Here is a 14667-nt window from a genome sequence, read left to right as displayed (position 1 = left end):
TTAGTTTTCAAATTTTTTAAATAATATACAAGCATTTACATCGCCAAAACCAAAACTGGCTTTAGCAATTATTTTAGGGTTGGTTTTAATCGTTTTCATCAGCACTTTGGAAGGATCAATAAGGGCTTCTATTTCGGGATGAAGATCGGAACAATTCGTATTTCCAAACAAAAAACCTTCGTGAATCTGCAATACCGCAGCAACACTTTCTATGCTACCCGAAGCACTTAAGCAATGCCCGGTAAGACTTTTCAAAGAGTTAATGTACGGAAAATCAGCACCGCTTCGTTTTAGTGCTTTTGTCCAGTTTTCGATTTCAAGACTATCTTTTGTAGTCGCAGTCAAATGCCCGTTTATGGCATCAATTTCGTTTGGATTTATTCCAGCATTTTCAACGGCAGTGGTAATACATCTTTGTACGGCCGTGCTGTTGGGAGCCGTCATTGTACCGCCATCTCGCTGTCCGCCAGAGTTTACGCTTCCGCCTAATACTTCGGCATAAATCACAGCGTTGCGTTCTAAAGCAGTTTCTAGATCTTCAATGACAAAAGCTCCGGCACCGCTTCCGGGAACAAAACCGGCTGCAGAAACACTCATAGGTCTTGAACCTTCTTCTGGTGTATCATTAAATTTGGAAGAACATACCCGAAGCGCATCAAATCCTCCCCAAATATACGGACCGCTGTCTGAAGTACTTCCTGCAAGAATTCGTTTTGCTTGTCCAGATCGGATTCGGTCATACGCCATTAAAATGGCTTCTGCGCCTGTCGCACAGGCAGAAGAATTGGTGGTAACTTGATTACCCAATCCAATTTTACCGCCAAGATACGCGCTGACACCGCTGTTCATGGTTTGTGCCACGACAGTACTTCCTAATCGACGGGTTTGGAGATCGTCAATTTTATAAATGCTTTCGCGGAATTTATCAATTCCAGAAGTTCCAGATCCGAAGATGGCGCCGCTGTCCCAATCCGGATGTTCGTTTAATGGCAATCCTGCATTGTTCCAAGCTTCCATACCGGCAATAACGCCATATAAGATTCCTGTACTGTTAAATCCACGAAGTTCAAGTTCTGTAAAATACTGCGCTTTCAATTCATCCGATATTTGTGGCTGTCCCGCAATCTGGCATGAAAACTGCAATTCTTCCAGCTGAGAATCATGTCGGATACCCGAAATACCGTTTTGGAGCGCATGTGTAAACGCCGAAATTCCCACACCATTTGGTGCAGCTACTCCAAGACCCGTTATTACAATTCGCTTTTTCATAATTTCTTCGTTATCATTCCCGCCAAAATGCCTTTGCAGACTTCTTGTCCGGCTTCATTTTTCATTACGGCACTGCATTTTAATTTCCCAAATCGGAAGAACATCTTTTCAGAAGTTACCGTTACTTTTTCATTGGGATAAACAGGTTTTAAAAACTCCATGTCGGCAGAAGTAAAGGCAATTACGGTATTTTCTGCAAGTTCATTTCCCAATAAAAATATTCCCAAACAGACCATTCCAATCTGTGCCATGGTTTCAGTTAAAATAACACCCGGAGTTACGGGATTGTCTTTGAAATGGCCTTTGTAAAAATCAAGGTTTTCGTTGTAGGTATAGGTTCCGGTTACACCGTTTTCATCGGCATGGAGCAGTTCGTCTACAAATAAAAAAGGTTCGCTGTACGGAAGTTGTTTTACAATATCAGTTAAATTCATACTTTTTTAATTACCATTGCAATAAAACTCTTTGAGCCGAAAATCCGGGACCAAAACTCAGCATTAAACCTTTTTCTCCTTTTTTTGGATTTCGGTTCATAATATTTTCCAAAACATACAAAACAGTAGCGCTTGACATATTGCCGTATTGTTTTAGAATTTCTTTCGTATCGTCTATATTCTTTTCCAATCCGGCAAAAAGAGATTCAACAGTGGTTACAATTTTTTTTCCTCCAGGATGAAAAATCATATGATCGATATCTTTAATATCCAGATTATTCTGTTTTAAAAACGGATGAATGATATCGCCAAAATGAGAAGCAATCGTATCCGGTACTTCGATATCCAAAACCATCTGCAGTCCGCTGTTGGTTAGTTTAAAACCCATCATGTGTTCGGCATCATAAAAATGATACATCTGTTCGTCGAGAATTTCAGGACCGTAATCTTCTTCTTTTGAAGATAATAAACAGCAGGCTGCGCCATCTCCAAAAATCGCGGCGCTGACAATATTCGGCATTGAAAAATCATCCAGCTGAAAAGTAGCAGTTGGCGATTCCACGGCAATTACTGCAGCACGTTTACCGGGATTTGATTTTAGGAAATTCTTCGCGTAAATAATTCCTGATATTCCGGCGGCACAGCCCATTTCGGTTACGGGGAGACGGACAATATCTTGCCTTAATTTCATTTTATTAATTAAATAAGCGTCTAGTGAAGGAATCATAATTCCGGTGCAGCTTACTGTAATGATGTAATCTAAACTCTGCGGATCCCAGCCTGTTTTTTCTAAGGCTTTTTCAAGAACTTGATGTCCTAGAACGATCATTTCACGGCTGTAAATATCATTTTTTTCTTCGAATGAAGTGGCGGTAAAAACTTCCGAAGGCTCCATTATGGAATAGCGTTTATCGACGGAAGCACCTTCGAATATTTTTTTTACTTTTCGTATAAAACGTTCTTCCTGACCTTCGAGCCATATATCGACAAACGGAAGTATTTCTTCGGTAGTACGTGAATATTGCGGAAGCTGTTTGACAGCGGTGATTATCTTGACACTCATATTTTTGTAATTATCCACTGGTAGCGAAAAGCCCATTTCCAGTTTATGGAGTAGTTTTTTAGATTTAGTTTTTTGGAGAATTGCTCCAGTTCATTTTTTTTGAATCCTTTTAAAATAGAAATCAAACCATCGTTGCGCGACATTCTATTTAGATTGAAAACAACACTGATTAATTCAAATAATCGGTAAGCGAGTTTGCTTCGGTGCAGATCATTTATTACGATTCCTATTGAAGCATTTCGGTTTAGAATTTCCATTACTGCCGCAATTTGACTGGTTGTAAAATGATGTAATGTCAGCGTGCACAAAACAATATCATAGTGCAGCTGATGGAAATCTTCGCTAAAAATATCCATACATACGTATTCTATATTCGGATAATTTTTTGAAAGTTTCTTGGCATAATCAATTGTAAAAGCATTGGCATCGATACCTATTAATTTAAATTGAAGATTGCGTTTCTTTCCATATTTAGCCAGCATTCGCAGCATATCACCATTTCCACAGCCTATGTCGGCAATGGTAATAGTTTTCGAAGTGTCAATTTTTTTTAAAAGTTGTTTTATACCGTGCAGTGTGAGTTTATTTCCGCCCAGCAGCTGATTAATGGAGGCAATTTGATCGAGTGCGCCGATAAGTTCTTCGCTTTGAAGCGAAAAATCGTCCATTATTTCAGTTTCTTCTGTTCTATATTTGGTATTTACGCTCATTATTCAATTGTTATGGGACGACCATGCGTTTGTTTTATAATAACCGATAATATCGCCGGAATCGTTGCTGCAAGGGTAGTCAATACATGGGTAATTTTTTTATGTGTCAATGCTTTGGCTAGTATTCTTCCAAAGAAAAGTCTTCTGCTGAAATGCTTTTTCCATTCTTCAATGTACTTTTGTTCGAATGCATTTCGGGATTTTATTCTGCCGTTATGAAAATCAAGTACAAGTTCAGAGGCTATTTTGGCACTATGAATGGCCATTGCCATACCGTTGCCGCACATTGGATGAATTAAACCTGCTGTATCGCCAATCATTACAATATGGTTTTCCACAGGTTCTTTTTTATCAAATGAAATCTGGCTGATGGTTAATGGTTTTTCAAATAGGGAAGTGCTGTTTTCAAAAACAAATTGTAGTTTTTTATTTTTATAAAGCACTGATTTCTGATACTCTTCGATGTTTTTGTATTTTTTAAAAGTTTCAAAATCGGCTAGGTAACAAATGTTTATAATGTCATTTTCTACTTTTGAAACACCGCAGTAACCGCCTTGAAAATTATACAAACCCACGAGACTTTCATCAAAATCTCCAGAGTAATGTGCTTTTACAGCGAGCCAAGGTGATTTTTTTGAAATGAAATCTCTGGAAAGGACTTGATCGATATTGGATCTTTTACCATAAGCCCCGAGAACTATTTTAGTGGAAAAGATTTGTTCAGATGTGTTAACGGTAAAAACATCACTGTTAAAAGAAATATTTGTAACGGTTTCAGTAACAATCGCACAGCCGTTTTCGACTGCTTTTTGAAATAAGAAATTATCTAGCGCGTAGCGGCTGATTCCGAAACCGCCTAACGGAAGTTTAGTTTTTGCTGTTTTGCCGTTTTGCGCCGTAAATTCAAAGTTGGAGATTGAAGTAGGATGAAGTTCTGAAATATTTAAACCAAGCCAAGATAAATACGGAAGAATTTCGTTTGAAATATATTCTCCACAAACTTTATGCCTGGGATATGTATTTTTTTCGATAAGAGTGACTTTCAATCCCTTTTGGGATAAATGTACGGCACCTGCCAGACCGGCAAGTCCTCCTCCTATAATTAATACATCCGAATTTGTTCTCATACTACCAATTTAGTCATAAAATCTTAAATGATCTTAATGAAAGCAGTTAAATGTTTAACAAATTATTTAACTAAATGAGATTGTGGTATGAATTATTTGATTGGGATAATTAAATGAATAAACTTTTTTATTTGGAGAATAAGAATATTTAATTGAGCATTTCTGTAGTTTCCATTCGCAAACCGTATTCACTTCCTAAATAAAGCGGATTTCCGTGTTTTTCAGACCAAAAACCATCCAGAATATCTTTGTTGATACAGCGATAAACCGCAACACCTTTATACGTTCTATGATCGTCGCCTTTATAGCTGAAATTGATTACCAAAATATTATCCTTAAAGAAACCCGAACCTTTTTGTTTTTGTGAACCATTAATGAGCCAGTCGGCTTTAATACGATTGTTTTCATCCAGAGTTATTTTTAAAACTCTTTTGTAGCTTATTTGATTGCTTTCTTCCTGATTGCTTCCAGAAATGGAATAAGTGCCAATTAAATCTTGTACAGTCATGTATTTTTAATGCAGATTTTAAAATGACACAAATATAAATTGAATGTTTTAATGATTGAAGTAATTCTTCTGTAGAATTATTTATTAAATCAGTTATTCTGCTTCTTTATTACTTACCATTGCATTGGTTATGAGTTCATCATCTATATAAAGTCTGAATTTGTTTTCAGGCTGCAGTACTATTTTTATAGGAGCAGAAACTTTCATTCGAAGCCAGAAACACAATCTCATTCTTTTTCCGTTCTTTTCTTTTAGTAGTTTGGGATCAAAAGGAAAACTTTGAGAAAAGATGCCGTTTCTGGCAGTGGAGTAACAGCGAAAAACAATTTTATCTGTATTTTTTGGAATGTATATTTCGGATTTTCCTTTTCGATCTAATTCCAGATTGACTGAAATTCCTGAAATACTGCTGTGTAAAGCAACTTCTTGAATGGTAGTTTTTCCATCGGATATATTTACAACTTCCAAATTGTTGATACTAAATAGTTCCTGATATAATGCAGCATTCTGTATGTATTGCAATGTGGTTCGACCCATAACAAATAGTACAGTCAATGCTAATGTAGTTAATAATGCTTTTTTGGGAAAATAGGTTTTCGAAAGTATTGATACAAAGAATAATCCGATAAGGAGGAAAATAAAAATTGTTAGTGCAGGATTGATAAATTCTGATGCATCAGGACCATTACTGCCTCCATTTGGCGTGGCATGTTTTACAGATACATACAAAAAAGACACCATGAAAGCAATTAAAGCGGTGGCAGTGAATGCAACAGACCAATTTGTAAAACGAAGTAAAAACCATTGTATGCCTCCTACTATAAATAAACAAAGGAAAAGTAAAATGCTTAATTCTTTTATATCCTGACTCATTTTATAAATTTCTAACGGATTCAAATCTACAGTGATTATTTTTTCTGTGCATCACTATTTATAATGAGATTGCGCTTTATTTTTTTTGATATGCTATTTTTTTTCGAGAGCAATATTCTGTAAAACAATTAATTGTGTAATATTTAATAAAAATCATAGAACCCTTAAAGATTAGATTAGTTTAATTTTGAAATAACTTACAAATCTTAAAAACAATAATTATGAAAACGATATTAAAAATAAAACTATTGGTGCTTACGCTTGTGATAGGATTGTTTCTATCTTGTAAAACCAATTCAGCTTCAGGAGAAGGAGTCTCTTCTGACTCAGATGCTATTAAAGCTGGTGACAGTACATCATTAAATTCGGGTTCAAAAGGAACTACAAGAAATAATGAAGGAAATCAAGAAAGCGATCCGGCTACCGGAGATTTAAAACCGGGAGAATCAAAAATTGATTCGACGGCTGCGCCTAAAAATTAGATTAAATAGTTGCAAAACTTAAAACGGGTTAAAATATACTTCTATATTTTAACCCGTTTTAGTTTTTTATATAAAATGATTAATTTAAATATTTAATTAAATTAGCGAACAGTTTTACGAAATGAAGTCTTGTCATTTTTTATGAAAAAAGATAATTACTTTTAAGAAATAGTAAAACGTAATATTTTTATTGACTACTATCAACAGCCTAAAACCACAAAAAAAACATGAACTCGGAAAAACCAAAAAATGAAATAAACCGTCGCAAATTTTTACAACATACTGTGAAATTCGCTGCGGCTGGAATGTATTTGGGTGCATTTGGAATGCCTGAATTATTCGCAAATGAAATAATAAATACAGGTAAAGGCGCTGCCGGAATTCCAGATGTGAAATTGAATAATGGTGTAAAAATGCCAATGCTTGGATTTGGAACTTACGGACTTAGCGGAGAAGTTTGCCAGCAATCTGTAAAAGAAGCTATATCTGCGGGATACCGTCTTTTGGATACTGCAAAAGTGTATGGAAATGAAGAAGCAGTAGGGAGGGGAATAAAAGAAAGTGTTATCCCTAGAAAAGAACTTTTTGTTACTTCGAAACTCTGGGTTGATGATGCAGGTTATGAAAATGCGAAAAAAGGTTTTGAAGAAACTTTGAGAAAATTACAACTGGATTATCTTGATTTGTATTTAATACACCGTCCAAGAGGTGATGTAAAAGGTTCTTGGAAAGCAATGGAAGAACTTTACCAAGCAGGAAAAATCAAGGCTATTGGTATAAGCAATTTTGATCCTGCTCAGCTGGCAGATCTTTTGTCTTATGCAAAAGTAAAACCAGTTATAAATCAAATTGAAACACATGCGTATTTTCAGCAAAACAACGATTTTAAAGTATTAAAACAGCATAATATTCATATGGAAGCATGGGCGCCTTTTGCTGAAGGCCGTAATGGTCTTTTTACAGATGAAGTATTAACCCAGATTGCTAAAAAGTACAATAAAACCACAGCGCAGGTAAGTTTAAGATGGCATTTTCAGCGTGGTATTGTTGCGATTCCAAGATCTTCACAAAAAGCACATATTGTAGAAAACCTAGATATATTTGATTTCAAACTTGCTGATGCCGATATGAAAGCAATTGAACAGCTTGATTTGAATAAAACCCAGTTTCCAGAATGGAGCTAAGTATAGATGATAGAAGGGTTTGGTAAAAATTGGATTTTAATAAAAATAAAAAAAGGAAACAGTTATTCTGTTTCCTTTTTTTAAATATTTTTATGTAGAGAAATCTATTTTCCGCTTGAAGCAGTAATTTTTCCTAACTGAAGTCTGTAGTCAGGTCTTTTTTGATTGTATACGTCTACAAAAGTTTCTTTGTTGTCGCTTTGAGCATACACATTAAAAAATACGCTGTTACCATACCAGTTTTCTAAATCTGCATTGTCACTTCTGTTTTCTGTAAAGATGTTACCGCTGCATTGGTTAAAAAACATTTCTTCAAATTTGATTTTCTTTAAGTTATCAGCATTGATTTCAGTTTTGCTGTCTAAAAGAACTGCAGGATTAAAACCTGAAACTACACTTCTTTTTAATTCTAAAGAAGCATTTTCAGCAACATATACAGCTTCTTTTACTAAACCAGCTTGGATATCAGCTTTAATATTTTCGCTGTCATTCAACATTGTTATGTTTGAAGCAGAAACGAATGTACCTTTTTTAGTAAAGTCAGTTTCGCTTTTCTTTTCATATGATTTTACTTCTAAACATCTAGAACCATCTTTATTACTTGATAAATAAGAAGATCTTACGGCTAAAGAGTTAAAAAGACGGCATTGGATTCCTTGAGTAAATTTAAAATCATCGTTTATTGATTTGTATGAAACTAGTTGAGAAGCATTTACATCTCCGCCATAAAAAGCAAATGAATCACCTCCTGAGTAGCTTACCATAATGTTTTCTAAAACAGTTTTGTTTCCAACACCTGCAATAGTCAGTCCATTAAAAGTATCTGCACCTTTTACTTTTTTTCCAGCAAATTCAATTCTAACAAATTTTAAAATTCCTGAGTTTCCTGCTTGATTGTTTCCTCCGTATACAGTTAGGGCAGGATCAAGATCCATAGTATAGGCACCAGCACTGCCAAATTTATTGATTGGTGCATCTCCAAGAATTACTACACCTCCCCAGTCACCAGCTTTTTTCATGCTGCGGTTTGAGGTAAATACAATAGGATCTGTTTCTTGGCCTTCAGCCATAATTTTAGCACCTTTTGTAATTACTAAAGTTCCTTTTGTTTCAGCATCTCCAATAATTACGGTACCAGGTTCAATAGTAAGAACAGCATTATTAGTCACATACACATTACCTTGAAGAATGTATACGTTTCTTTTTAATAGTTTAGTGTTCTCGGCAATATTCCCAGCTAAAATTTGATTTGCATCTCTGATTTCAGACTTGTGAGGCTTGAATTCAGTCCAGTTGTCCAGCCAGTTGCTGTACCCAATTATTCCTTTTTCCTGTTGTGCATTTACACCCGCTGCTGCCAGCAACAGGCAAATCATTAGAGTAATTTTTTTCATAGTCTTGGGGGCTTTAGGTATTATACATTCTTATTTTCAGCAAATAAAATGCCAGAGTCTAGTACTACTAGGACTATTCACAAAATTATGCAAATTGAGCAGAGTCTTGAACACTTTACTCAAATTTAACAATTTTATCTGAGAACTTTAACAAAAATCTATTTAAATTATATAATTAAGTTAAATTAAAAAGAAAAAGACTGATTTTTACTACAGAAATTTTTTAGTTTGACGTAAACTTTCCTTATTTTTCAATATAGAAGTTAGTTTATCCAATGAATATGCAGTTTAATTTATTTTAGAATTGAGCGCTAATTTGTTTTTATAAACAATCTTCCTCTAAAAGTTATGGTGCTTTGTATTTGTAGTAAAAATACAACATCCATTATAGTAACCGCTTCAAATGTATTATCCTATTAAATCTCATAAGGTTAATTTTAGTATTTAATTATAACTAAATATCTAAACCACAAATTATGAGAAAATTAAACAAGATTACCGTATTGCTAACATGCGTTTTAGGATTTTCTTCTTGCGCTGAAAGTTCTGTAACCGAAAAATCATCAGTTGATGCGAGTACAAATGGAAGTACTAAAAAAGTCGCCGGATCTCCCTGGGTAAAACAATTTGAAGACACCTTTGATGTAGGATCTAATTTGTCACAATGGACAAAAGAACAACGAGCTGATTATAACTCGTGGTATTGTGACTATTCTAGTTCAGTGCCCACTACACAATGGAGAGATGGAAAACAATGCTTGGAAATCAAGACTACAAAGTTAAATGCCTATAAATACCAATCTGGTTTTATAACTTCTAATTACCAATACAAGCCCGAAAATAACACAGAGTACATGCTGTCGGCGAATATTAAGTTAATTGCTATGGACGGCGGTACTTATAAATCTTTTAAAGATACGTATGGGGCGTGGCCGGCGTTTTGGTCTGTACAGGGAAATGGCTGGCCGACAAAAGGGGAAATCGATATTATGGAGGGGTATTCATTTGCGCCAAATGCAAGTCGTTTTACTTCGAATATTTTTTATGGAACTACTGTAGGTACCAACTCATTAGGAAATTCAGCCGAAAGAAATTATCCGTCTAGTTTTAATGTAGATGCAAATAACGGATGGCATTTATATGAATCTTTCTGGAAAATGAAAGACAACGTAGTGACCGTAACTATTAAGGTTGATAACAATACTGTTGCCACGTATACGAATAGCAGTGTATCCAATCTAAATTTCAATAATTTTGGGACACATTCTATTATTTTTAATTTGAATGTAGGTTCAAAAGATTCTAATTTTATCGATCCTAATAAAATAAATTTATTTACAACGGTAATGATGTGGGTAGATGATGTTACGGTTTATAAAAGACCAATTTAAATTAGTTGTTTATCCAATAAAAAAGCCTGCGAAATATTTCGCAGGCCTTTCTTTTTATTAGAGTTTTAGAAGATTACATTTAATCTAAACCTTCTAAAAATCCTGTGTGTGAACTTTTAACTGCAAAATTAGCATCGTACAATAAAGGCCAGTCATTGCCTGGATGATTCAGTTCTGTGTTGTATGGAATCCAAGATTCATTATCTCTCATTCCCCAAATGGTTAAAGCATATTTATTGGCGGCAGGAAGCGCATTGTAAATTTTTACCATCTCTTTATATTTTGCTTTTTGGGCTAGTCTTCTTTCATTTGTAAAAGTCGAGATATCATTAAATTGGTTTACTTGTATATCCAATTCTGAAACGTGGATTTTTAAACCTTTTGCCACAGCTTTGTTTAAATCAGCTTCAATTTGAGCTTTTGTTGGGCTTAAATAGGTATTATGCATTTGAAAACCAACACCATCTATTACTTTAGCAGCTTTTAAATCATCTAATAAACTAAAAACTTTATCTTGTTTAGCAGTATTAGTTGAAGTAGCATAATCATTGTAAAATAATAACAATGAAGTATCACCAGCAGCTGTTGCGGCAGCTCGTGCCCATTGAAAACAGTCTTTTACGTAATTAGGTCCCATTCGCTGCAAGAAAATAGTATTTCTCATTGTACCGCCATTATCATCTACAGCTTCATTTACAACATCCCAAGATTTTACTTTTCCAGCATAATGTGTCACTACATCGGTAATGTATTTTTTGACTTCTGCAGCAAATTCAGCATCTGTACCAGAGAAATCTTTTAACCATTGTGGTACTGAATTGTGCCAAACCAAAGCATGACCATGAACATTAATGTTATTAGCATTTCCGTAGGCCACAATTTTATCGGCTACAGTCCAGTTGTAAACACCGCTTGCCGTAGAAATCTGATCCATTTTCATTTCGTATTCGGCAGAAATACTGCTGAATTCATTTTTCAAAATTATATCATATGGACTTCCATTGGTCAATTGTGAAGCTTTTATAGCCATTCCCACAAAGAATGGATTAGCCAATTTATTTACTTTTACCTTTAAAAAAGTCGGATCTTCAGGTATACCGCTCGAACCTGTGGTAACAACACTAATTATATTTGAGTAATTTGAAATCTCTGTTCCTGATTTGGCTCTAACGCGATAAAAATATTGCGTTCCGCCAGTTAATCCTACTACAACATCATTTAAATCTGTAACTTCTTTGGCATTGTAGTTTGGCACAAAAGTGGTAAAATCTTCTGTAGTCGAAACATCCAAAAGATAACTTTTAGAATAGGAAACATAATTCCATTTTGCTCTAAAACCATTATCATTTACATCTTTTGGGGCATTTGCAACTGGTGTTTCCAGAGCTTCAACGGTTTCATTATCGTCTTTCGAGCATGCATTTAAAAAAAAGACGATGCTGGCCAGCATTAATAAAAATTTACTTTTCATACTGTTTTTATTATGAAACATTCTTTTGGAGAGAATGTCCTTATTTATAGTTATTTATTCGGGTTAATAAAAGAGGCCGTTTTGACTACAGCCTCTTTTTAAGTTAAAATGCGAGATTAATTATTGATAACGAATCTTGATATTATCAAATTTAATGGCACTAGGATTAGGCGAATCTCCCTGAGCGACTCCAACTTTAATTTCATTAATTTTAGAAGGATTTAAATTGGCAGCTGTATTAGAACCAAAACCGTAATTATCTTTAAAATCAGCTATTGATATGGTTTTAGTGGTCCAGTTTACATCGGTAATTTTGAAATTATAACCATAGTTTACGCCGTCGATAGTATTTAACTGAATGGCAAAATTAGCCCCAACAACATTTGCACTCACATCAATATCAATATAAGCTTTTGCTGCATCTGTATTAGAAGTACTTAAGAAACTAGCGCCGCCGCCGCCACTGCTTCCGTTGTAACCATTTGCAGTTGAACCGCCCCATACTAATGTGGTGTAATTTCCTGTTGGACCACCCGGAGTACTGGTATTGAAGCTTTCAACATCTCCATACGAGGTCCATTCTGTTCTAGCACCATTTCCGTCAAAATCAGATACAAGAATTATGGTAGCAAAATCTATTGTCTTTTTTGCTGAACCGCCAGGAGTGGTAACAACCAATTCTGATCCTGAAACAGCATTAGCAGGTAAACCGATGATAATTGAAGTTGCGGATTTTACCGTGTAACTAACCGCTTTTCCTGCTAGGGTTATCGATGAAATATTATAAAACCAAGTTCCTTCAACTTCTAATGGAAATCCTGGAGTTGCTACCGCAGGGGTTGTTTTGGTGATAGTGGGAACAGGCTGTAAAATCTCAATATTCTTGGTTACCGAGCCGGTTCCAGTTGTGAAAGTAATAGGCTGAACACCAAATCTGCTTCCCAGTTTTTCATCAAATGGGATAGTGAAAATAAACGATTTATCTGAATTATAGTTAGGATTAAAACTGATATTAATGGTATTATCGAGAGTAATCTTTTTTAATCCTTCCAAACCTTTGCCTTCAACTCTGACTTTATTCATTGGAAAGGCTTGGTTTAGTAAGTCTCCGGGTTCGGCCACCATAGCATCTATGCTGGCAGTAACTGCGTCGTCGTTCTGGCAGGCTGTAAAAGAAGTGAGCGCCAGAAGAATTAAAATTCCGTATTTTATTTTATTAATCATGATAAGGTTAGTTAAAGTTAAAAGGAACTGGAGGTTCTAATAAAGATGGATTGGTATCGATAGCAGATTGCGGCAAAGGCAGTTCGAAATAATTACTTCCTGGAGTTATTTTTCTTGAAATTAGTTCTGTTCTGGCATCATCAGAATAAAATCCAACTTCCTGCTGTGAAATAATAGCAGTTGCTTCTGTCAAGCCTCGGCGTTTTAAATCGAAGAAATATTGTCCTTCAAGGGCAAATTCAATTCTTCTTTCATTAAATAAATCATCTCTTGTCAGTACCGTTTTGGCTGGCAAACCCGCTCTTGCTCTCACTTCGTTAAATGAACTTAAAGCTGAGGCCGAAGTAGTGGAAGTTCCTCCTGCCAATATTGCTTCTGAATTCATTAATAAAATATCTGAATATCTTAGAATGATCGTGTTTTGTGATGTTCTCATAAAAAAGACATCATTTCGTTCGGCAGCAGAACCTACAATATATTTTCTAAAGTTAGCCGCTGTCGAAGAGTATATTTTTTTATAGGTAAAACCGCCCTGATTTTTTAATAATTCAGGATAAAAGTCACCATCGGTCATGATTGTGCTCTTTTTTCTGGTGTCATTTGGTTCAAATCCGTTTTGAAGGGAAATAGATGGAAGATAAACTCCCCATCCGTCGCCGCCGCCAGTTATTCCTGTGCCTCCCGGAACTATATAAGCTTGATTTGTATTTTGTGTTCCCCATTCTGTCGCAATGGCTTTCCACTGCAGGGCAAACATACTTTCTGCGCTATTGTTGTTTTCCGGGCTGCTGAATAAGTTGCCGTATTCTTGAATTAAAGTATACTGATTGCCCATGATTTTTTGGGTTAGCGCAACGCATTGAGCATATTCATTTAAAGTTAAATGAACTTTGGCAAGAATTCCCATTGCGGCATATTTGGTAACGTATCCTTTTTTGGCTGGTCTTTCAGGTAAATTTTCTACAGCATATTCCAAATCTTGTTTGATGAATTTGTACACATCCGACACTAGGTTTCTTTTTGGCTGTGCGGCTGATCCTGCTTTATTAATGATGGGTACAGCTCCAAAAGTTCTCACGAGATAGAAATAAGCGTTGGCTCTCATAAATCTTGAAATGGCAATAGCATTTTTATAAGAGGCTTCAGGCAGTTCACTTTTTCTGTCTTCGACTAAACTCATTAAATTATTCGATTGGTCGATAACCGAAAATAAGGCTACGTATCCTTCTGTAAGGATTGGATTTTGAGATGTTACTTGAGCATCTTTAAATTGCGAATAGGCACCGTCAAAAGTAAAGGCATTTCCAGCATACATGTCGCCTACAGCAATCAGGAATTTGTCGTTAAAGGCAAACCAAGGTTTAAAGTACAAACTTTCGGCAATTCCATCAAAAGCGGTAACGCCTTCAGGCAGATCTCCTGGTGTTAATTGGTTTTCCGAAGGTGCATCTAAAAAGTCATCTGAACAGGAAAATAAAGATAGCAATGGTATCAGCATTCCCATCAAAAAAAGTTTAAAAAGTTTTTTCATAACTAA

Annotated in this window: 14 protein-coding genes; 3 read left to right on the top strand and 11 right to left on the bottom strand. The window is 35.4% G+C overall.

All coding sequences use genetic code 11. The annotated features are described in order from the left end of the window. From P2W75_RS14915 to P2W75_RS14885, 7 genes are all read right to left on the bottom strand, one after another. A complete protein-coding gene (locus tag P2W75_RS14915; protein ID WP_276381076.1) occupies positions 1–1269 on the bottom strand; it encodes a beta-ketoacyl synthase in 1269 nt (422 codons plus the stop codon). Further along, positions 1266–1703 (bottom strand): 3-hydroxyacyl-ACP dehydratase FabZ family protein, encoded by a 438-nt coding sequence (locus tag P2W75_RS14910; protein ID WP_207296062.1) that lies wholly within the window; start codon positions 1701–1703, stop codon positions 1266–1268. The genes P2W75_RS14915 and P2W75_RS14910 overlap by 4 nt, the downstream gene beginning before the upstream one ends. A gap of 10 nt (positions 1704–1713) precedes the next feature. Continuing rightward, a complete protein-coding gene (locus P2W75_RS14905) occupies positions 1714–2766 on the bottom strand; it encodes a type III polyketide synthase (protein WP_276381075.1) in 1053 nt (350 codons plus the stop codon). Continuing rightward, a complete protein-coding gene (locus P2W75_RS14900) occupies positions 2763–3476 on the bottom strand; it encodes a methyltransferase domain-containing protein (protein WP_276381074.1) in 714 nt (237 codons plus the stop codon). The genes P2W75_RS14905 and P2W75_RS14900 overlap by 4 nt, the downstream gene beginning before the upstream one ends. Then, positions 3476–4603: an FAD-dependent oxidoreductase gene (locus P2W75_RS14895; RefSeq protein WP_276381073.1), complete on the bottom strand. Its 1128-nt coding sequence runs from the start codon at positions 4601–4603 to the stop codon at positions 3476–3478. Before P2W75_RS14895 ends, P2W75_RS14900 begins: the two co-directional genes overlap by 1 nt. Positions 4604–4751: 148 nt before the next feature. Next, the gene (locus P2W75_RS14890; protein ID WP_276381072.1) at positions 4752–5111 is read right to left on the bottom strand and encodes a hypothetical protein; all 360 of its coding nucleotides are present in this window, start codon (positions 5109–5111) and stop codon (positions 4752–4754) included. Between the two features lie 93 nt (positions 5112–5204). Next, a complete protein-coding gene (locus tag P2W75_RS14885; protein ID WP_276381071.1) occupies positions 5205–5984 on the bottom strand; it encodes a hypothetical protein in 780 nt (259 codons plus the stop codon). 221 nt (positions 5985–6205) lie between these two features. Between P2W75_RS14885 and P2W75_RS14880 the strand changes: the two genes are divergently transcribed. Together P2W75_RS14880 and P2W75_RS14875 are read left to right on the top strand one after the other, a co-directional pair. Then, positions 6206–6466 carry a hypothetical protein gene (locus P2W75_RS14880; RefSeq protein ID WP_207296068.1) on the top strand — a complete coding sequence of 87 codons (261 nt, stop codon included), beginning with the start codon at positions 6206–6208 and terminating at the stop codon, positions 6464–6466. 227 nt (positions 6467–6693) lie between these two features. After that, positions 6694–7650 (top strand): aldo/keto reductase, encoded by a 957-nt coding sequence (locus P2W75_RS14875; RefSeq protein ID WP_276381070.1) that lies wholly within the window; start codon positions 6694–6696, stop codon positions 7648–7650. A gap of 104 nt (positions 7651–7754) precedes the next feature. Here P2W75_RS14875 and P2W75_RS14870 read toward each other — a convergent pair whose 3' ends face one another. Next, positions 7755–9044, bottom strand: a complete 1290-nt coding sequence (locus tag P2W75_RS14870; RefSeq protein ID WP_207296070.1) for a hypothetical protein — start codon at positions 9042–9044, stop codon at positions 7755–7757. A gap of 476 nt (positions 9045–9520) precedes the next feature. Between P2W75_RS14870 and P2W75_RS14865 the strand changes: the two genes are divergently transcribed. Beyond that, entirely contained in the window at positions 9521–10435 is a 915-nt protein-coding gene (locus tag P2W75_RS14865; protein ID WP_276381069.1) for a glycoside hydrolase, read from the top strand. A gap of 79 nt (positions 10436–10514) precedes the next feature. Here the strand turns inward: P2W75_RS14865 and P2W75_RS14860 are convergent, their stop codons facing one another. The 3 genes from P2W75_RS14860 to P2W75_RS14850 form a co-directional block, all read right to left on the bottom strand. Continuing rightward, positions 10515–11906, bottom strand: coding sequence for an endo-1,4-beta-xylanase (locus P2W75_RS14860; protein ID WP_276381068.1), 1392 nt, complete (start codon positions 11904–11906; stop codon positions 10515–10517). Between the two features lie 120 nt (positions 11907–12026). Beyond that, entirely contained in the window at positions 12027–13130 is a 1104-nt protein-coding gene (locus tag P2W75_RS14855; protein WP_276381067.1) for a CIA30 family protein, read from the bottom strand. A gap of 7 nt (positions 13131–13137) precedes the next feature. Continuing rightward, on the bottom strand, positions 13138–14661 hold the full coding sequence (locus P2W75_RS14850) for a RagB/SusD family nutrient uptake outer membrane protein (RefSeq protein WP_276381066.1): 1524 nt from the start codon (positions 14659–14661) through the stop codon (positions 13138–13140). Between the last annotated feature and the right edge of the window lie 6 nt (positions 14662–14667).

It is taken from the genome of Flavobacterium sp. H4147, assembly GCF_029360735.1.
Lineage (GTDB): Bacteria > Bacteroidota > Bacteroidia > Flavobacteriales > Flavobacteriaceae > Flavobacterium > Flavobacterium endoglycinae.
This window is presented reverse-complemented; position numbering and strand designations above follow the sequence as displayed.